This is a genomic window from Veronia nyctiphanis, from assembly GCF_004116385.1.
Classification (GTDB): Bacteria; Pseudomonadota; Gammaproteobacteria; order Enterobacterales; family Vibrionaceae; genus Veronia; species Veronia nyctiphanis.
Genome location: NZ_PEIB01000009.1, coordinates 85,770 through 106,019 on the forward strand (window position 1 = coordinate 85,770; position 20,250 = coordinate 106,019).

18 protein-coding genes and 4 pseudogenes are annotated in these 20,250 nt (G+C 44.3%); 13 read left to right on the top strand and 9 right to left on the bottom strand.

Features of this window, described 5'->3' with window-relative positions; genetic code table 11:
* Positions 1-44: 44 nt before the first annotated feature.
* From cytR to CS022_RS09460, 5 genes and pseudogenes are all read left to right on the top strand, one after another.
* Positions 45-1,058 (top strand): annotated as a pseudogene (cytR, locus tag CS022_RS09440) (DNA-binding transcriptional regulator CytR); the annotation flags it as partial.
* A gap of 77 nt (positions 1,059-1,135) precedes the next feature.
* The gene (locus CS022_RS09445) at positions 1,136-1,681 is read left to right on the top strand and encodes an SPOR domain-containing protein (protein WP_129122075.1); all 546 of its coding nucleotides are present in this window, start codon (positions 1,136-1,138) and stop codon (positions 1,679-1,681) included.
* Positions 1,682-1,799: 118 nt separating this feature from the next.
* A complete protein-coding gene (gene hslV, locus CS022_RS09450) occupies positions 1,800-2,327 on the top strand; it encodes an ATP-dependent protease subunit HslV (protein ID WP_129122076.1) in 528 nt (175 codons plus the stop codon).
* A gap of 9 nt (positions 2,328-2,336) precedes the next feature.
* On the top strand, positions 2,337-3,671 hold the full coding sequence (hslU, locus tag CS022_RS09455; protein WP_129122077.1) for an HslU--HslV peptidase ATPase subunit: 1,335 nt from the start codon (positions 2,337-2,339) through the stop codon (positions 3,669-3,671).
* Between the two features lie 322 nt (positions 3,672-3,993).
* Entirely contained in the window at positions 3,994-5,010 is a 1,017-nt protein-coding gene (locus CS022_RS09460) for a hypothetical protein (RefSeq protein ID WP_129122078.1), read from the top strand.
* A 56-nt stretch (positions 5,011-5,066) separates the two neighbouring features.
* Here CS022_RS09460 and CS022_RS09465 read toward each other — a convergent pair whose 3' ends face one another.
* From CS022_RS09465 to CS022_RS09480, 4 genes are all read right to left on the bottom strand, one after another.
* Positions 5,067-5,552, bottom strand: coding sequence for a hypothetical protein (locus CS022_RS09465; protein WP_129122079.1), 486 nt, complete (start codon positions 5,550-5,552; stop codon positions 5,067-5,069).
* Between the two features lie 20 nt (positions 5,553-5,572).
* Positions 5,573-6,106: a hypothetical protein gene (locus CS022_RS09470; RefSeq protein WP_129122080.1), complete on the bottom strand. Its 534-nt coding sequence runs from the start codon at positions 6,104-6,106 to the stop codon at positions 5,573-5,575.
* 560 nt (positions 6,107-6,666) lie between these two features.
* Positions 6,667-8,157 carry a hypothetical protein gene (locus CS022_RS09475; RefSeq protein WP_129122081.1) on the bottom strand — a complete coding sequence of 497 codons (1,491 nt, stop codon included), beginning with the start codon at positions 8,155-8,157 and terminating at the stop codon, positions 6,667-6,669.
* 97 nt (positions 8,158-8,254) lie between these two features.
* Positions 8,255-8,587: a winged helix-turn-helix domain-containing protein gene (locus CS022_RS09480; RefSeq protein ID WP_129122082.1), complete on the bottom strand. Its 333-nt coding sequence runs from the start codon at positions 8,585-8,587 to the stop codon at positions 8,255-8,257.
* 343 nt (positions 8,588-8,930) lie between these two features.
* Between CS022_RS09480 and CS022_RS09485 the strand changes: the two genes are divergently transcribed.
* A complete protein-coding gene (locus CS022_RS09485) occupies positions 8,931-9,506 on the top strand; it encodes a helix-turn-helix transcriptional regulator (protein WP_201746246.1) in 576 nt (191 codons plus the stop codon).
* Positions 9,507-9,562: 56 nt separating this feature from the next.
* Here CS022_RS09485 and CS022_RS28040 read toward each other — a convergent pair whose 3' ends face one another.
* Positions 9,563-9,802, bottom strand: coding sequence for a response regulator transcription factor (locus CS022_RS28040; RefSeq protein ID WP_129122083.1), 240 nt, complete (start codon positions 9,800-9,802; stop codon positions 9,563-9,565).
* A gap of 286 nt (positions 9,803-10,088) precedes the next feature.
* On the opposite strand from CS022_RS28040, the gene rraA reads away from it, so the two are divergent.
* Positions 10,089-10,574 carry a ribonuclease E activity regulator RraA gene (rraA, locus tag CS022_RS09495; protein WP_129122084.1) on the top strand — a complete coding sequence of 162 codons (486 nt, stop codon included), beginning with the start codon at positions 10,089-10,091 and terminating at the stop codon, positions 10,572-10,574.
* A gap of 46 nt (positions 10,575-10,620) precedes the next feature.
* Here rraA and zapB read toward each other — a convergent pair whose 3' ends face one another.
* Entirely contained in the window at positions 10,621-10,863 is a 243-nt protein-coding gene (gene zapB / locus CS022_RS09500; RefSeq protein ID WP_129122085.1) for a cell division protein ZapB, read from the bottom strand.
* A 505-nt stretch (positions 10,864-11,368) separates the two neighbouring features.
* Between zapB and glpX the strand changes: the two genes are divergently transcribed.
* From glpX to trmL, 6 genes and pseudogenes are all read left to right on the top strand, one after another.
* Positions 11,369-12,376: a class II fructose-bisphosphatase gene (glpX, locus tag CS022_RS09505; RefSeq protein WP_129122086.1), complete on the top strand. Its 1,008-nt coding sequence runs from the start codon at positions 11,369-11,371 to the stop codon at positions 12,374-12,376.
* Positions 12,377-12,530: 154 nt separating this feature from the next.
* Positions 12,531-13,151 carry a helix-turn-helix transcriptional regulator gene (locus CS022_RS09510; protein ID WP_129122087.1) on the top strand — a complete coding sequence of 207 codons (621 nt, stop codon included), beginning with the start codon at positions 12,531-12,533 and terminating at the stop codon, positions 13,149-13,151.
* 20 nt (positions 13,152-13,171) lie between these two features.
* A complete protein-coding gene (locus CS022_RS09515; RefSeq protein ID WP_129122088.1) occupies positions 13,172-13,915 on the top strand; it encodes a ferredoxin--NADP reductase in 744 nt (247 codons plus the stop codon).
* Between the two features lie 279 nt (positions 13,916-14,194).
* Positions 14,195-14,536 carry a DUF3135 domain-containing protein gene (locus CS022_RS09520; protein WP_129122089.1) on the top strand — a complete coding sequence of 114 codons (342 nt, stop codon included), beginning with the start codon at positions 14,195-14,197 and terminating at the stop codon, positions 14,534-14,536.
* A gap of 344 nt (positions 14,537-14,880) precedes the next feature.
* A pseudogene (tpiA, locus tag CS022_RS09525) lies at positions 14,881-15,650 on the top strand (triose-phosphate isomerase).
* 126 nt (positions 15,651-15,776) lie between these two features.
* Positions 15,777-16,240 (top strand): annotated as a pseudogene (gene trmL / locus CS022_RS09530) (tRNA (uridine(34)/cytosine(34)/5-carboxymethylaminomethyluridine(34)-2'-O)-methyltransferase TrmL).
* Between the two features lie 62 nt (positions 16,241-16,302).
* On the opposite strand, the pseudogene CS022_RS27670 reads toward trmL, so the two are convergent.
* The 3 genes and pseudogenes from CS022_RS27670 to CS022_RS09545 form a co-directional block, all read right to left on the bottom strand.
* Positions 16,303-17,960, bottom strand: a pseudogene (locus CS022_RS27670) (methyl-accepting chemotaxis protein).
* A gap of 153 nt (positions 17,961-18,113) precedes the next feature.
* Positions 18,114-19,502: an envelope stress sensor histidine kinase CpxA gene (gene cpxA, locus CS022_RS09540; protein ID WP_129122090.1), complete on the bottom strand. Its 1,389-nt coding sequence runs from the start codon at positions 19,500-19,502 to the stop codon at positions 18,114-18,116.
* 4 nt (positions 19,503-19,506) lie between these two features.
* Positions 19,507-20,205: a response regulator gene (locus CS022_RS09545; protein WP_129122091.1), complete on the bottom strand. Its 699-nt coding sequence runs from the start codon at positions 20,203-20,205 to the stop codon at positions 19,507-19,509.
* Positions 20,206-20,250 lie beyond the last annotated feature (45 nt).

Here is a 20,250-nt window from a genome sequence, read left to right on the forward strand (position 1 = left end):
TTTAATTTATGTTCACCCATTAAGGGACTAATAAGAACAAGAGGAACTTATTTATGGCGACAATGAAGGACGTTGCCCAGCTAGCCGGTGTTTCAACGGCTACTGTCTCTCGAGCGCTGATGAACCCGGAGAAGGTATCAGCCTCGACAAGAAAGAAAGTTGAGCAGGCTGTAATGGAAGCAGGATATAGCCCCAACTCGCTGGCACGTAATTTAAGAAGGAATGAGTCTAAAACCATCGTGGCCATTGTGCCGGATATCTGTGACCCGTATTTTTCAGAGATCATCCGCGGCATCGAAGAAGCTGCAATGGAGCATGGTTACTTGGTACTGCTTGGGGATAGCGGCCAACAGGAAAGCCGTGAGAGCTCGTTTGTGAACTTGGTTTTCACCAAACAAGCTGACGGTATGCTCCTTCTCGGCACAGATTTACCGTTCGATGTCAGTAAACCAGAGCAGAAAAACCTTCCGCCAATGGTTATGGCTTGTGAATATGCACCGGAGCTAGAGCTTCCAACCGTGCACATTGACAACCTCACGGCTGCATTCGAAGCCGTCAATTACCTGACTCAGGTAGGTCATAAGCGCATTGCACAAATTACTGGTCGTCCGGATGCCGCGCTGACGCAATTCCGAATTCAAGGCTACCAGCAAGCACTCCGTCGATGCGGTGTACCGCTTAATCCTGCATACAGTGTTGAGGGAGACTTCACCTTTGCCGCAGGCGCTCGTGCGATGACCACACTACTGTCTTTACCGCAACCTCCAACAGCAGTCTTCTGCCACAGTGATGTGATGGCGATTGGTGCTATGCAGCAAGCTAAACGCCTCGGGTTCCGTGTACCTCATGATATTTCTATCGTCGGCTTCGACGACATCCAGTTTGCTGAGTACTGCGATCCTGCGTTAACAACAGTCTCTCAGCCCCGCTATGACATCGGGCGTCAGGCTATGTTGATGCTGCTTAAGCTAATGAAAGGTACTGACATTCAAGCTGGCTCACACCTGCTTGACTCAAAACTGGTGATCCGCGAGAGCGTTGCACCACCTTCACGCTAAGCCTCTCATGTGCTGGCAACCGCCAGCACAACCCTTTACCATATCGGTTCTTTTCCCTCTGACAGAATGTACGTAAAGTGGCACCTAAAGATTACGTGAAGCGCAGTACGCCTCCGCGCAGAAAACCAAAAACTGCCAAAAAGCCAGTGCCTTCTGGCCGTGGTTTCCCAAAGATGCTTGCACTCGTTGCGTTGGTCATGACGGGTCTGTTTGCTTACGGACTTTATTACTTGTCAGTCAGCACACCTCCAGCCCCGGAAAAAAAGGCTGTCAGCAAGCCTCAACTTCAGAAAAAAGAGGCAACGCTTCCGCCAAAACCGAAAGAGTCCTGGAGCTATGTTGAAGAGCTTGAAAATAAGGAAGTAAAGGTTGAAGCCAAGGAGCAAAAACTCTCTTCTCGCCCTTACCTAATGCAATGCGGCGCGTATAAATTACAAAGCCAGGCCAGCGAGCGAAAAGCAATGATCGCCTTTCAAGGGATTGAAAGTCAGATACGCCATCAAGGCAGTTGGTACAAAGTGGTTTTAGGCCCCTACCCTCAAAAGCGGAAAGCTGAACGAGACCGTAACCTGCTCCGAAAAGCGGGTATAGAACCCTGCGCAATCTGGTATTGGACCGATTAGTTCACTGAAATGCAGGGAATCTTCTCCCTGCATCACCTTGAAAAACAGTTCTCCTATCCCCATCTCCTCGTTAACAACCAAATCTGGTAACGCCAGATAAGACAAATAGAGGTTTGACGTGACTACTATCGTATCCGTGCGCCGCAATGGCAAAGTAGTTATTGCAGGTGATGGCCAGGTATCTCTTGGCAACACTGTAATGAAAGGTAATGCCAAAAAAGTTCGCCGTTTATATAACAATCAGGTACTGGCTGGATTCGCTGGCGGTACAGCAGATGCATTTACACTTTTCGAGCGCTTCGAGCGCAAATTAGAAATGCACCAGGGCCACCTGACCAAAGCTGCGGTTGAGCTCGCAAAAGATTGGCGCACCGATCGCGCACTACGTCGTCTTGAGGCTTTGTTGGCCGTTGCTGATGAAACAGCATCGCTGATCATCACTGGTAATGGCGACGTAGTTCAACCAGAGCACGATCTTATCGCTATCGGCTCAGGCGGTAACTTTGCCCAAGCAGCAGCCACAGCGCTGCTCGAAAACACGGACCTTGGCGCACGTGAGATCGCCGAAAAAGCATTGAATATTGCTGGGGACATTTGTGTGTTCACCAACCAGCACCATACAATTGAAGAATTAGAGACCAAATAGGAACCCCGCATGTCTGATATGACTCCTCGCGAAATTGTTCATGAGCTTGACCGCCACATCATCGGTCAGGACAAAGCAAAACGAGCCGTGGCTATCGCACTGCGTAACCGCTGGCGTCGTATGCAGCTGGCGGAAGAACTGCGGGCTGAAGTGACACCTAAAAACATTCTGATGATTGGTCCAACGGGTGTGGGTAAAACTGAAATTGCCCGCCGTCTGGCCAAATTAGCCAATGCGCCGTTCATAAAAGTCGAAGCAACAAAATTCACTGAAGTGGGTTACGTCGGTAAGGAAGTTGAAACCATCATCCGCGACCTGACTGATGTAGCGATAAAAATGACCCACCAGCAAGCGACTGAGAAGGTGCGCTTCCGTGCCGAGGAGCTCGCTGAAGAGCGTATCCTTGACGTTCTTCTGCCTCCAGCTCGTGATTCTTGGGGCCAGAACGAGGAGAAAACAGAAGACTCCACAACACGTCAAAGTTTCCGTAAGAAGATCCGCGAAGGCAAGCTGGACGACAAAGAGATCGAAATGGATCTTGCTGCGCCACAGATGACCATGGAGATCATGGCACCTCCGGGTATGGAAGAAATGACAAACCAGCTACAAGGTATGTTCCAAAACCTTGGCGGCGGCGGTGCGACGAAAAAGCGTAAGCTCAAACTAAAAGATGCACTAAAAGCAGCAACCGAAGAAGAAGCGGCAAAGCTGGTTAATCAAGACGAGCTAAAAGAGCGTGCGATTCACTCCGTTGAAAACAACGGTATCGTCTTTATCGATGAAATCGACAAAATCTGTAAACGCGGTGAAAGCTCAGGCCCAGACGTTTCTCGTGAAGGCGTGCAGCGAGACCTCCTTCCATTGGTTGAAGGCTCTACCGTCTCAACGAAGCACGGCATGGTAAAAACAGACCATATCCTGTTTATTGCCTCAGGCGCATTTCAGGTTGCACGCCCATCAGATCTAATCCCTGAATTGCAAGGTCGGCTGCCAATTCGTGTTGAACTTGAAGCGCTATCGTCTTCAGACTTTAAACGTATTCTGACAGAGCCTAACGCATCTTTGACCGAGCAATACAGCGCATTGATGGCCACGGAAAGTGTTGAATTGTCATTCACCGAAGATGGCATCGAAGAAATTGCCAACGCCGCATGGCGAGTCAACGAAAAAACAGAAAATATTGGTGCCCGTCGACTGCACACAGTGATGGAAAGGCTGATGGACGAAATCTCTTACGACGCCAGTGAAAAAGGTGGGGAGAAGACGGAGATCGATGCCAATTATGTTCGCAAATACCTAGGCGATCTGGTGGAAGACGAAGATCTCAGCCGCTTTATTCTGTAATTTGTGCTTTATAAACGAATGTTAGGCAGCCAGTGGCTGCCTTTTTTATTTCCATTTCACGTTCACCAGTTCTACCGCATTGCTAGTACTCACACAAAAACAGCACATCTCAGATAGACCTGTCAGATCAACCAGTGTCTCGCTCGACGCGCAGCAGCAATAATGAAGCGCAAGTTGGACTGATATCAAGGGCATGCTCTCAATAATATAAACGTTGCCAACCCTGCCCTTCTTCCAACACATTCCTGCCCTGACACATCTGGGTAACGCAAATTCTCTATAAATGTTAACGCTTAAAAGCTAAAAATAATTAGGAAAACGCATGGATACATCATGGATAAAGATGTTTAGCTGGAAGCCACAACGCGCTATTCAAGAAAACGTTGATCAATATTTCCATTTTTTGATGGCCACCGAGTCATCTCGGTTTTGGCAAACTCTTTCAACTGTCGATCCATTAAAAAGCGGAGAACTCGCCTCAACACTGAAAGGAACCCCTTCTCTCCGCTGGACTCCCTTTTGGCATTCACCAGCAGTCTATCAACTCATTATTCAATGGGTTCGTCATCGACAGTTTGATCAAGAAGCGGCTGTTTTAATGCTGTGCGAAGGATTACTGACATTAATTGATAGACGCAAAGAAGAGAAAGGTCGCCTCGATTACTCCAGTGGTCTTGTAGTCGATATGAATAGCCACTTTGCACTTACGGACTACATAGTTGGCGACAAAGCTTCCGCATATAAAGGGCAGGAAAAGAAAACGGTTCTGAACAAGCTCAAGAAAGCATCCCAAACCATTCTCGATATTAACCCTGTAATCTGGGAGTTCATTACGGCTAATTGCAGCCTTCTAGTCTTGCGTGAAACCCATGACCAAACAGCAAAATCATTTTCGCATGCTGAATGCTTGGGAGCCGTTACTTTTGAAAACTATCATTTAACTGAAGTAACCTCATCCCAAATGCAAGCAGATTTGCTGCATGAAGCCATTCATAATTTCCTAAATAAAGTTGAACTCAAGGGAGTATTGCTGAATGACCATAATGTACTTAAAGACGAACTTTTCTCTCCTTGGACAGGCGAATTAACCAGCTTACATAGCCTTATTCATCATTGCTTCGTATGGGGGGGCGTACATCGTTATCTATCAGAGGTAACAAGGAGTGTTCATTCGACGGAAATCACCCATAAGCTGCTGGAATTTATTGAGAAAGGCTTTCTAGACAAAAAGTTGTTACTGGCAGTAAACAGCTATCGAGACAGTCTCCCACCTTACATATTTAACCACATTGTGGGGCTTACCCACTCTTTTCAGAATAAACAGTTGGTTTGTCACTAAGTACAAAAGGACGATACATAACCGTATCGTCCTTTTAGTCACTTGGATGAAAATGATTAAACGTAATAAGGCGTTGTCTTCAAGTATTTGACGGAATTAGTGACAACAATCAACTCCTCAGTCGAAAGGTTCTTTCCTCTTTGCATCAAAGACATCACATCGTTTTTGCTCAATGTCTGTTGCAAAACTTGAAGCGCTAACTTCTCGCCCAGTTGTCTTGCCAGTGGGTAAAATAAAGCTGGTTTCGCTTTTTGTTCCTTTTTCAACCTCAGTGCCTCTTCCCATTGATGGTAAGAGCGAAGAGAATAACTACGCTGCAGCATATCCTGAGTCTGTTCATCAGCAATTGCACACAGATAAGCCAAACCGAGGGCTTCCCAGAAAAAGCCAAACGTTTCTTTGACAATATTTATCGGCATAAAGCGATAAAACGGCTGGCTGTCCATCGACAAGTTGTAATGCATCACATGACCAAATTGGTGTGCAATAGTCAGCAAATCACAGACGCGGTTAGTCTGACGCCACAGCACATTGGGTTGCAATTGATATCCAGTAAGGCAAGTCAGTGAGTGCCTGTGCTATTTTGTAAAAAGACCGAACAGCGAAGGTGATGACGCACATGAGGCCAACTATGCTGCGCCAACAACGCTGAATAACTCGATAGCGGATGCGCGCCGAATGTCCGGAGCAACGTGTTGTAGTCAGTTGGCTTAATCAGGTGTGATGTTGATTTTGGTGCAAATCGCTTCAGCGATGACAGAAAAAGCTTAGTGTCGGGTGGATAATTCAGAGTGCTATGTGCTCTCTCAAGCTCTTTCTTATCCGCAAGGCCTCTTGATGCTTTAAGCCTTTGTACAGCCTGCTGATAACTTGATGGCACATTGTTAAGCTTCTCTGAGAACGTCGCAAGCTGCCTGAACTTTTCATCATGCTTGTGACCGAGATGTTGTAGTTCCCAATTGAATTCACTACAGCATTGAAACAGCAACTCATCTGCTTTTTGGTAGACAGTGAGATACTTATCAACATTTACATCATCAAGCTCAGCAAGTTCTTTAATCGCTCTGGCTAACAATACCTCTTTAGACGGCCTCATGCTCACCTCTGAATTTCACGTTTTGTTTACATTCAATGAGAGTAAGCGAAATGAAAATTCAGGGTATTACCCGAGTGGGTAGTTTTATTGTCAGAGATCTCAATTATCGGCTAATGAGTTATATAGACGAGAAAAATACTGAAATTATGATGTTAAAGATTATGTCAACAAGTGCTTTCTCATAAGAAAGTTTGTTGTTTCTCTCAATTTTTCAATGTGTTCACACCACGCAGTGAATTATTTGCTTATCTTGTAGAATAAACGTAAGTACCTGTCAGGTCATACAGGTTTCTTTTTATGATAAATTTACTGTATATTCTATTAACTAACTATTCGAGGATACTAATATGAAGAAAAATATACTAACCTTTTTTATCTCAACATTTTTAATGCTTAGCTCTAGCGCTTGTATCGCAGAAGAAACTACTAACAGTAATTTACTTGTAATAGAATCACCTTCTGATCAAGATATTACCCCAGAAAGAACATGTTTAATGTTCAATCAAGTAGTTATACATTGCTTTTAGTTGAATTTCATTAAAAGTCGGAGCTTTATAATATTAAACTTTGACTTTTAATATTTCTTTTCCATCTTCTGAAAGATGATAAATAAAAGCATCATTATCAGTATCAAAGTATTTTATTTCAGTTGAAGATTCATGAATAAGTTTAACTTCGTTATTAGTTAACTCAATAAAGTTAAATTTATTCCCGTCAATCATATTTAAGAATAATCTATTATCTTTTTCATAAATACCAATAACCATTCCGTACTTCCAATTTAACTTAGCAGCGGGCTTAGCCAACCTCAGCATATTGTTATTTTCTAAAGGGTGCCTTTTGAAATTTATATCTCTAAGATCAAGAGATTTAAATTCATTTGGTGACTTAGAATTAGGCATATCAAACTTTGATAGTTTTATTTTATTCCCTAAAAACGAAATAACCTTCAAGTCGCTAAGCTTGTTATCATACGTAGTGATTAGTTTACTTCCGATGCTTACTTCATCAATAATGTTATTTTTTGCCAGATCAAAGAACCCAATGCTATCTTTATACTGAAATATCATCAGTTTGTTATTTTCATCAATTTTAGAGATAAAGATACTATCATCCTTCCGTAAGATTTCTTTGTCACTCTTAATATGAAGTATTCTATCCTCATGGCTAGAATTGAATCTATTGTTAAAATCAAATATATTACCTGATGCATATAGATTGGAAAAGCTATCACCCACAACACTAGAAAAATTCGCAAGCATAGAAAAACCAAGATTACTCTCACCGGGAGGAATAGAAAATACTTTCATTTGCTTTTGAGATGTATGTTGAGTCAGATAAAATGCCTCATTATCATTTAAATAAAAGTCATCTGAATAGTCAATTTTCATCTTGTTAAAATAGATAAAACTTAAATCACCTAAATTTACTGATAATACCTCCCCATCAACGAGAATATAAAATGAATTATCAATATATTTTACTTGCTTTGCTCTTCCTTTAAATACTCTCTCAGATGTCTCTTTATCTTTTCCTTTTTTTACTCGTGCAATATATGAATAATTTAGCCCCGGGATTATGTATATAAGTTCATCTTTTATCGAATCATAAGCTGATTTCAATGATGGGTATGCGATATCTAGCTTAAATATTTCTTCTTGGCGCTCAGTCTCTACTATGTAACGTTTTACTATTGAATAATTATTATATATCATTGATACAATGATACTTTTCTCATCATTTGAAGAGCTTAAATGCGTGATTTTTTCACAATTATAGAGTTTTACATCATTAACAATCTTTGTTATTAAGTTATACTTTAATAGCGAGCAGGGTTTACTTTCATCTTTACTTGCAAATATATAATTACCTGCACTAACTAAGTTAGAGATAGGATGAGAAACTTCGACTAAGTCAGAAAAAGTTAAATTATTCATTTCAGAAATATAATAATTCTCATTATCACTCCTGATAGTTAGCTGATTATTCCACCCCAAGTTAACTATACCTTCACTAAGGCCATCTACGCCCGTAACACCAAATGTAACCAATTGTAACTTTGGGTAAACATATGCTAGAAGGAACAAGAAAGTTACAGTTGATATAAGAAAGCCTTTGGATTTAAAAAGATTAAAGCGGCTGTTTTTCCTATGTTTTTTTTAACTCTATATTTATATATTTAATACTACAAACTAACCTATAACCTTTTCTCGGAACAGATTTTATATACTGAGGGCTTTCAGAATCGTCGCCTAATACCTTCCTTAACTTTGCAATACTCTGTCTAACTGCTGAATCTGATACAACCCGACCACTCCAGACATTCTCATGTAACTCCTCAAGAGTGACGAATTTGTCTTTGTTGGCTATCAGGTAAAGAAGGACGGCAAGCGATTTATCTTCAATCGATACCTCATCACCGCTTTTGTCATTTAGCGTTCTGTCTTTTTCGCAGACTACAAAATCGCCTAACTCAATCATCAAAGTGCTCACTAACAGTTACAGTATGCAAAAGTAAATGCCTAAGTTATCACTCATTGATGTCGCTAAAAGCGTCTACTCAACTGTTTGCGATGTGATTCAACGTTTTTTTGACAATTTTGACGCATTATTACTAAAACTATCATTAATCTAACCGATATCACTAACCAGCGTAAGTAATTGATTTTTATTGCTATATAGTTATCACTTTTCTATCACCCCTTGTGTGATGCCCGTGTTACTGACGTAACACTTACAAAATCAACGGTTAATTGTCGAAGTAACAGGCGATTTGAGAGATACAAGAGTCAATCAACTTTATTGAGTCTTAGGTAGGTACGAAATGGACTTTCGATTGACAACACAGCAAGTAATAAACTCAGCGACTAAAGAGAAAATGGCTGTATTGGGGTTTGAGTGTTTTTCTATCTCAGTCGTCAGCGCTCTCTCGTTGAATCGTTATCATCGTTTTGCTCTGGAACACGGTATAGATAGTCAAATTTTGGACGTAAAAGAAATGGTCCAACATTGCCAAAAGAACATCACTCCGAAGAGGATTCAAACCCAATTAGGCGAGAAGCTGACGATAATTCCTTTTCACTTTCCTGGTTTTTGGTTTGCGTCAATGACAGTTAAAACGACAGAGTTTGTCGTATCGGGGAGTTCTGATATCAGCGCTCTACAAACAATCATCTATTCGTTGTTCGAATCGATTAAAGCTGATCATCAACACATAAGACTAAGCAAGAGAGAACAAGAATGCGTTGAATGGCTATCTGAAGGAAAAACAACACCTGAAATCGCAGTTATTCTTAATATTTCTGAGAGAACAGCCTCTTTTCATGTGAATAACATTATTCATAAAACGCAGAGCCTTAATCGACATCAAGCGCTGACTAAAGTGATTATGTCATCGTAACAGGTAGATATCTGTTTTCTTTCGCATACACCAAGCGGCTCTTTTTTACACCTTTATTAGTTAATCATATTTCTAATGCTGAAATGATTTATGATGATATCGACTCTGCTCTTAACGTTAAGGCGTTCAAATAATAATTTGCAGTGATACTTTACCGTATTCTCTGATATGAAGAGTGCTCTTGAGATTTCTTTATTGGTTTTGCCTTCAATAATAAGATGAACGATTTGTTCTTGCCTTTCGGTCAGAGTAATCGGCATCGCTTGAGAGCGTGGAGTCATATTATTCATCATCATGCGAGATGTACCTTTTCGGCTTGTTATGTTTCTATACTGACTTATCTCGCCTTATCGCTGTACTGTACGATCGTACAGTTTGCCCCCCGTCACCAGCCAACAGAGATGCCTCTTCACACCTCAACAACGTCATTGATATGTATGTTTATTGATACTCTTGTTTGCTTTGTAAGCACAATCATTGCAAAGCCCTTTTCAACCGTTATACTTTCTGGAAAATAACGGCAAATTTGGGTTTATTAACCTCATATCTCTGCCTCACCTGAAGATAAGAAGACATAAACCTATGGAATACAACACTTCAGAACTGTGTGACACATTTCCGGATCAGATCGATGTTCTGGAACCCATGTTCAGCTCTTACGGCGGACGTAACTCGTTTGGTGGTCAAATCAGAACAATCAAATGCTTCGAGGACAGCGGACTTATCCGCTCCACGGTGGCTGAGGATGGTGAAGGCAAGATCTTACTGATTGACGGTGGTGGCTCATTACGCAGAGCGTTGGTTGATGTAGATATCGCTTCTTTGGCAGCAGAAAATGGCTGGGAAGGAATTATCGTCTACGGATGTGTAAGAGATGTTGATGCCATCGATGAAATCGACATTGGTATTCAGGCCTTGGCGTCAATCCCTGTTGGTGCTGATGATAACAGCATTGGGGAGCTCGATATTCCAGTTAACTTTGGCGGTGTGACATTCCTGCCTGAAGACCACGTCTATGCTGATACGACAGGGGTCATCCTGTCGCAAGAGCCAATTGACGTCGAGTAGGAAATTGACTGTTCAAAAATGAAACAGAGCCGGATGGCTCTGTTTTTTATTCCACTTCTTCAATCTTGCCGAGCAAGTTGCGAATGCGATTCTGCCACGCTTCCTGATCCTGACGCAGTTTACTGTTTTCCTGCTCAAGCGCTTCATGACTTTCGCGCGCGTTTGCAGACGCCTGACTTAACTCATCATTCTTTTCTTTTAGCTCTTCAATTTCCATTTGCAGCAAAGAGATAGTATCAACAGCCATCTGCACTTTGGCTTCTAACTGCTCTAAAATTTCCAATGACATCAAGGCCACCTATCATTATTTACACTAACATCGCGCCCAAGGCGCTCCATCACCAGACCAACAGGCGTCTGGTTACCCTACTGCTATTCTATCCCTGCATGGCAGCGCTGGCACCTGTCTAAATCGCATTTAATTAACGATTGAACAAATTTGCGCCAAATTTGCAAAAAAAACAGGCATCTTTTGAAGATAAGAGCCTCTTGGAAACTTCGTTGCAATGAAATTTCAAAATGAGATCTCTCTCAATAATCCATACATTAGACCGTGATAACGTAGACACCGATCGTATCTCTCTTGGATTATCCAAGAACTGCCAGAATTGGCCCGACTGGCACACCCTTGTGCCAGTCTGTTTTTCTGTTGAAGCGCTATCCATGTGAAGCCTGCCGCCACATTCCTGAACCCCAAACAGTAAAAATGTCTTTTTTATGTGTGTTAAACTCGCCGCAAATTATTTGGTGCATTTTTGGTGTCATTAATCACTCATCTTTAAGTGGGAGCTGGAATGAAACGCGATTTGGCAATGGCTTTTTCACGTGTCACAGAAGGGGCTGCATTAGCAGGGTACAAATGGCTTGGTCGTGGCGATAAAAACGTTGCCGACGGTGCTGCGGTTGAAGTGATGCGACTGCTTCTAAATCAAACTGACATCGATGGAGAAATTGTCATCGGAGAGGGTGAGATTGATGATGCGCCCATGCTCTACATCGGTGAGAAAGTAGGCCTAGGCGGTGATGCAGTGGATATTGCTGTAGACCCGATTGAAGGCACTCGTATGACCGCAATGGGACAGCCTAATGCTTTGGCAGTACTCGCAGCCGCCGAAAAAGGCTGCTTTTTAAAAGCGCCCGACATGTACATGGAAAAACTGGTCGTTGGCCCAGACGCCAAAGGCTCCATCGATCTTAACCTCCCACTCAAAGAAAACTTAGAAAATATTGCCCAAGCAAAAGGCAAAGGACTGTCAGAGCTTGTCGTGATCACACTCGCCAAGCCCCGCCATGATGACATTATCCAAGAGATGCACCAGTTGGGCGTGAAAGTATTTGCTATTCCTGACGGCGATGTCGCAGCTTCAATTCTTACCTGCATGCCAGACAGTGAAGTGGATGTGATGTATTGCGTTGGCGGTGCGCCAGAGGGCGTAGTATCAGCCGCAGTTATAAGGGCGTTAGATGGCGACATGCATGGCCGCCTAATTCCTCGTCATGAAGTAAAAGGAAATACAGAAGAAAACCGTCGCCTCGGTGAAATTGAAATCCAACGCTGCCAGGAAATGGGTATAAACGTTGGCCAAAAGCTGGAGATTGGCGACATGGCAAGAAGCGACAACGTCATATTCTCGGGGACGGGTATCACCAAAGGCGATCTGCTTGATGGTGTAAACCGACAAGGAAACATTGCGACGACAGAAACCTTGTTAATACGCGGAAAGTGTCGAACAATTCGTCGTATCCAATCAATACACTATCTCGATAAAAAAGATGAAGATGTAAAGCGCGTCATTCTGTAAGAATGACAAGCATTGAAAAGCAGCGCCCGGTATGCCGCCAGACGCTGCTTTTTTATCTGTGTCATGAAAATCATCAGTCATTTATCAACAGATTGCTTTATTTAGCCAGCTGAATACATAATGGTTCGCGAGACAGAAAACGCTTAGGTTGCAAATGAAAACAGTCGAAAAAATCCTCAACATAATTAAGCGAGAAGGCTCGGTCAGTGCCCGTGCTCTTGCTGATGAGCTTGGTTTGACTACGATGGGTGTCAGACAACATTTGCAGGCAATGGAAGATGACGGCCTACTTTCTTTCAGTGATGTGCGCGTGAAAGTCGGCCGCCCAACACGCCATTGGGCGCTGACCACAGAAGGGCATAAACAATTTGCAGACAGCCACGGTGATTTGGCTGTTGCTCTTATCGATTCGATAAAAAATGTATTTGGTCATCAGGGCTTAGAGCAGGTTATCCGCCAGCGGGAAGAAAATACGCTGGCCCAATATCGGGACGCGATCAAAGATTGCCTTAATTTGCAGGCCAAACTTGAAACCTTGACTTATCTTAGAGAGAGCGAAGGTTATATGGCCGAATTGACAAAAGATGGGGACAGTTTCTTACTGATAGAGAATCACTGCCCAATCTGCCATGCAGCTGAGCAATGTCCAGCCTTGTGTCAGTCCGAGAAAAATATCTTTCAAACTTTATTGTCGGATGATTATCAGGTTGTCAGAGAAGAGCATATTATTAAAGGGCAGCGACGCTGTACCTACAGGGTGACAGCACAACCCTGAGACAAAAAGGAGAATGCATTATGGCAAAATGGATCAAAGCGGAAGTTATCGAAAACCGGCGCTGGAACCGGAATCTATTTAGCCTAGTACTCTCCGCAGAGATTGAACCGTTTATCGCAGGCCAGTTTACCAAACTGGGGATGGAGATAGATGGAAAGTTAATTCAACGCGCCTATTCTCTTGTGAATCCTCCCGGCACCAAATATCAAGAAGTTTATGCGACCCGAGTTGCCGACGGCCTACTCTCTCCGCATCTACATGCCCTTGAAGCAGGTGATAGCCTCATGATCACTGAGAATGCATCGGGCTTCTTTACATTAGACGAGTTGCCGGAGGCCGAAAACCTTTGGCTATTGTCTTCTGGTACTGCGCTAGGCCCTTATCTATCCATGCTGCATGGCCCTGAGATATGGCAGCGCTTTCGCAAAATTGTGCTTATTCACGCCGTGCGCTTCAGCGCAGACCTCAGTTACCAAGGTGAAATCAATAGCCTGAAAAAACAACACAGCGATCAACTGGTGGTTCAGCCGTTTGTTAGTCGAGAACCCAAAGAAGGTGCACTATCAGGGCGAATCACACATGCATTGGAAGATGGCCTCCTCGAGCGTGTTGTCGGTGTACCGCTTAACCCCGACCAAAGCCAAATTATGATATGTGGTAATCCGGATATGGTGAAAGACGTGAAAACAATCCTAGAAGGACGGGGATTTGAGAAAAATTTACGCCGCAAACCGGGGCATATTACTGTCGAGCAATACTGGTAGTGGTTGCGCTAGTCTCGTTCAAATACGTGACGGCACCGAAAGTAGCCGCAAGATTGGACATATACGACAGATAACCGTCACCTCAAGAGAAACGTCACCATTTGGTGCCGTTTTTTTTTTCGTATGAATTCAGATAATTAATTACCGACCACCGCGCCACTTACGACACCCACCCCTTCCAGTCTCACTAATGAAACATTAAGGCAATTGTTTGGCACAGGTCACACTGTAATAGTCAATCCACGACGTAAGGACACATATGTAGTTGGAGGATTGGCTATGCAGAAGTTACCACCGTTTGATGAGCTCAAAGAGTTAGCTGAGAAAGACCCGGCAGCCCTTGAAGCTTTGCGTATCAAAATGAGTGAAGACATGATTTCAGAAGCTTCAGAGGCGATGCAGCCCAAGCTTCGTGCCCAACTTAGTCACATCAATCAAGTTATTGCTCATGGAAAGAACCCTCATCACATCAATACGCTGCTGATGAAAGAACTAATGAAGCAATTCGAGCGCTTCTCTATCTCCTTAAATAACCCATCAGCGCTCACTGAACATACTGCAACGGTGACGACACTTGTCCCTCGCCGACAGCAAGATGATGAAGTAGCGGTTGAGCGGTAGCCGCTACCTTTTCTGCGGCGACTTGATGCCAAGCGGCATCTTTCGCCTGCAGATTACAACGGCAAAGACGCTCTGCTCACCTGCCTAAAGTTCCCCATCACTAGCCGAAAGAAACTTTCCTCTTTGTAACTCCCCTTTCATATTTACCCATTTCTCTCACATAAATCACGGTCTCGTGCTCATATGGAAAATAAATAACGAAATTTTCCTACTAAGCGGTTCACATTTCGTCTTAAAACAAGTACAAACATCAACAATCATGCACTCAGACAGGAAAACGCACCCCTTGTGCTGGTATCTTCTCTGATGCTTTCTAAATAGTTTTGGATTACGGAGGAACTCCTATGCGCCGTCCATTGGTTATGGGTAACTGGAAACTGAACGGTAACAAAACCATGGTCTCTGAGCTGATCAAAGGCCTGGATAATGCACTGACAGGTGTTGAAGGTGTAGACGTTGCCATTGCACCACCAGTCATGTATTTGGACTTGGCTGAGCAGCTTCTGGGCAAAGCACAAAACAAAATTATTCTGGGCTCTCAGAATGTCGACGTAAATGCCAGCGGTGCTTTTACTGGTGATATTTCTCCTGAAATGCTGAAAGATTTTGGCGCAACGCATGCATCATTGGTCACTCTGAGCGCCGTGAATATCACGCAGAGTCCGACGAATTTGTTGCCCAGAAATTCGCATTCCTGAAAGAACAAGGTGTCACCCCTGTTCTGTGTATCGGTGAGTCTGAAGCGCAAAACGAAGCAGGCGAGACGGTTGCTGTCTGCGCACGTCAGCTTGATGCCGTGATCAAATCTCAAGGCGTTGAAGCATTACTGGGCGCTGTCATTGCTTATGAGCCAATCTGGGCAATCGGCACGGGTAAAGCAGCAACCGCTGAGCAAGCACAAGAAATACATGCCGCTATTCGTGCTCACATCGCTGGGTACAGCGAAAACGTAGCACAACAGGTTGTTATTCAATACGGTGGTTCAGTCAAAGCAGCAAACGCGCCTGAGTTGTTTGCAATGCCTGATATCGACGGTGCACTGGTTGGTGGTGCAGCATTGGACGCTGAAGGTTTTGCTGCCATTGCTAAAGCAGCAGCAAACGCGAAACGCTAAGCCCACATGATGTGAAGTTATGAAGAAAAGGAGGCCTTAGCCTCCTTTTTTATTTGTTGCCCACCGCTTGCGAAAATAATTTTATCACCGCTATACTTCGTGTCTGTTTTTCACATCGGATTTATCATGTTCCACATTGTCTTGCACGAACCTCAAATCGCACCCAATACCGGAAACATTATTCGTCTTGCGGCCAATACCGGTTGCAGCTTCATCTTATCGAACCTCTTGGTTTCGACTTTGAAGAGAAAAAGCTTCGACGCGCGGGTCTCGACTATCACGATTTGGCCAATGTGAAAACACATAAAAATTATCAAGCATTTTTGGATACGGTGTCTCCAAAGCGTGCCTTCGCCTGCACAACCAAGGGCAGCCGTCCCCACACTGATTTGACCTATGAAGACGGTGACGCACTGGTTTTCGGTTCAGAAACATCCGGACTGCCAGATCATGTCATGAACACATTCAGCCAAGACGAAAGGTTACGGGTCCCGATGATGCCGGGCAGCAGGAGTATAAACCTTGCCAATACTGTCGCGATTGTGACCTACGAAGCGTGGCGACAACGTGGTTTCATCGGCGGCTGTTAACTTACTCAGGCAAAAATAAAGGCTGGTAAAAACCAGCCTTTTTAATACATCGTGTTGTGATGTTAGGTTCCAGTGCGACCTGTCGCCTTCATCAGGTTGTCCGATACATGACAAAGTTGCTCAACAGCATGAATAAGCTCTTTGACTTGTTCACTGCTTTCTTCGGCTTTGTCGTTGATGCGATTCACGTTGACATTCATTTCTTCGACAACAGTACTTTGCTGAGTAGCGGCACTCGCGACTTCTAGGTTCATCTCATTGACCTTGCCTATCGAGCCGTTGCTGGTATTGAGAAGATCACTTGCCTGTTTAGCCAGCTGTATTGTCTTATCACCAAGCTCACAACTTTCCTGCATGGTATCAACCGCATCTTTGGTCACACCGTCGAATTGAGAAATCATAGTTTCAATTTCTGAGGTCGAATCATGTGTCCTCTTGGCAAGGTTTCGCACCTCATCAGCAACCACGGCAAAACCACGTCCCTGATCACCAGCCTCGCGGCCTCAATCGCGGCATTCAACGCCAACAGGTTCGTCTGCTCGGCAATGCCTTTGATAACATCAAGTACGGTTGTGATGTTATGACTATTCTCTTCCAACTTGCCGAGCGCCTCACTACTTTGGCTCAGACTATCGACCAGAAGGCCAATCTGTTTCACTACTTCATTATTCAAATGAAGACTTTCGTTCGCCTGAGACAAGACGTCTTCTGTCGTGTCGTGGGTGCTGTTGGCGTTACCTGCAATTTGCGTGGCTGATGATGCCAACTCGTTTGTCGATGTAACAACCTGCATGATCTCGCGGCTTTGTACATCGACAATCCCTTGTACCTCGCGGCTCACGGAACTGAGAGAGTTAGAGCTGTCTACCACCTCGTCGGCAATCCCGGCTAACATTTTATTAATGCTCAGCCGAGTTTTCTCGGTATTGTCTTGGAGTTTACCCAGCATACCGGGCAAATTGACTTTACAGGGAACACTAAAATCACCGTTCGCCATAATACTCAATGACTGGAAGACCTTATCAAGCGAACTCACGAGGAAACTAATGATAATCGACGACAAAATCAGCGCCATTATAATTGAAACTACCGTCGCACCAATAACAACGTATTCGAGTGTGGTTGCCTGTTTCTCGATGTTAACGACGGCTTTCTCTGTCATCTTCTCGACAGTGAAATACAGGACCTCTGACATCTTGGCAATTTTATCTGCTTCCACGTCAGTCTGTATGCTCAGTGCATCGGCAGTTTTAATATCACCAGCATCAAGTGCATCAAAGATCTCGTGAACGTGTTTTTGCCAAAGTATGTGCTGGTCAACAAGTGATACAAATTCTTGACTTGCCGTCTGGAAGCCCTCAGCTTCGAACCCTGATGAGTGAGATATCCCCTCGTCAATCAACACTCTAATTTTCTCGAAGTCCTCAGAAACAGCAACTTCGAGCTTGTCGAATTTCTTCTTCAAGTCGGCATACTTTTCTTGATGATTTTCAATACTGTGCCTGAAGGCCTCGTTGTAGGTAACTTGCTGTTTAAACACGTGCTCGCTCGCGCTGTAGAGAGACGCAAGCACTGGCATGTCGGTATGGGCAACCCCATGCAGCTGCTTTTCAGTCGAAGCCAGCTGAACAAACACCAGTAGGGCAACAAGAGCTTGGATCCCGCATACAAACGCGATAAACCAACGCAGTCGCTGTTTAAGTGTCATCTGACTGAACATGAAACCTCCAAAAAAAGGAGCCTTGCTATTTGCACAGGCTAACTAGATGTTATGGCGAAAATTTGATCACCATCAATCAAAGCGTAGCAAATAAGTTCAGTTTTTATACATATGCTTCAAAAATGAGATTAAAAATTACACAGTATTGCGCTGTTATGGCTTGTGGAGCGGTATCACGAGCGTAACCGATAGGCCGCTTCCGGGAACATTTTTCGCAAAACAACGACCGTTATGCTGACGGATAGCATTATCCGTGATAGCCAAACCAAGACCAGTTCCCCCAGTACGACGGGTGCGAGAGCTAGAAACGCGATAAAAAGGCCTGAAAATATCTTCCAGCTCCCCCTCAGGGATCCCACCACCATCATCAGTGACTTCAATCGTCAGCTCTTCACTTGACGTAGAAAATTTTACATCGACCGCTTTATCACCGTACCGAATAGCATTTCTGACGACATTTTCTAGCGCACTGCAAAGCATTGGTCCATAGGCCTCAATCTGGACATCAGGCAGCGTAGATACTGTCGCCGATTTTTGACTCTGTTCAGCTTCAAACCGGGCATCGTCAAGCATTTCTCCCCAGAGTTCTTCTGGGGTAAAGACACTGTGAGATACATGACTATCCATTTGCATGCGTGAGAGGCTTAGTAAATCAGAGATCATGCCTTCAAGCCTTTCCGCCTCTGTGTCAATTCGCTGAAGCTCAGAGCTTTGTCCTTGTTTCCTCATTGCGACGGCATTCGCCATTCTTAACCTTGTTAGGGGCGAGCGTAACTCATGGGATATGTCTGACAGGAGCCTCTGTTGACTGCTCATCATGCCATTGATTGCTTTCACCATTTGGTTGAAGCTCGCACCCGCTTCGCGAAATTCTTGCGTACCTTTTTCGAGGTCCGGATCACCATCAAAGTGACCATCAGCAACTCGCTTGGCCGCTTTTTGCAGTTTACGCGCAGGTTTACTCAGCGCCCAAGCCAGCCAGATGAGAAAAGGAGTGCTGATTGCCATGGCAGCCAGCAAGAATTGCATCGGGCTGTCTAAAATACTGACGATCAGATTTTCAGTTTGATTTCCACCTTGGCCTAGGTAGAGCCAGATTGGCACATTATCCTGCGGAGACTCAATAATATAAGGCCCTGACAACAACCATGGTCCATAAGGCTTTTGTAAGGGTTTTAAAGGGTCATCAGCGATGGTGATGAAATTCCGAACAGCGCGGTTGAATGGACGTGGCTGCTGTTTGTGGTGTATCAGCTCGCTTTCCCCTCGCACGAAAAATAACTGACGATCATTTTTTATGCCGTAACGCCCAGAAAATTGTTGCAGGCGCTGCTTTACAGGCATCGGGCCACGTTTTTCAAGTCGATCCGTTACCAGCTTGGCAAGCTCTTTGGCTTCTCTCTGAGTGCTGGCCGGTGCATCTTGCGTATTTCTCGGGTCGCTGTGCTTAATAAAAAGTACAGAAATCAATACTAAGCAAAGTGTCAGCCAGAAGATGGCAAAAATCCGGCCATACAGGCTTCGAAAGAAGGGAAGACGCATACGTTTATTGCTCCACCAACAGATAACCTTTACCCCTGAGGGTCTTTATTCTTGCCCTGCCTCCCGAGAGGATGGGTAGCTTCTTACGAATGTTAGATATGTGCATATCAATGGCACGGTCGAAAGGAGCCAGCCTCTTACCGAGCACATCTTCACTCAATTGAGTTTTGGGCACGACCTGACCGGCGTGGCGGACCAAACAAATCAGCATTTCAGTTTCAGTACCCGTTAAGGCGATGAGCTTATCGCCACAATAAACTTCAAGACGCTTAGGGTAGATGGTCAAATCCTGATAATGAATCACGTCCTGCTCCGGAGAGCTTTCCGTATCCGTCGATTTCGGCTGCGACGTGCGTCGTAAGATGGCGCGAATGCGCGCTAAGAGTTCGCGGTCACTGAAGGGCTTAGGCAGATAATCGTCTGCCCCAAGCTCCAACCCCATGACTCGGTCTATTTCTTCACCTTTCGCTGTCAACATAAGGACTGGCGTCTGCCGCTGTTCCCGCAAACGACGCAAGGTTTCCATCCCATTGAGGACAGGCATCATTACGTCCAGCAAAATAAGGTCGATATCATCAGAAACCAGCTCGAGACCCTGTTGACCATTACTGGCGGTATTTACATGAAAACCCTCGAGTTCCAACAACTCTGACAGAAGTGATGTGAGTTCGGTATCGTCATCAATTAAAAGCAGATTTGGCATAGCACTTCCACACGCTCAAGTATTTGAGCCAGTATCTTGCAATCT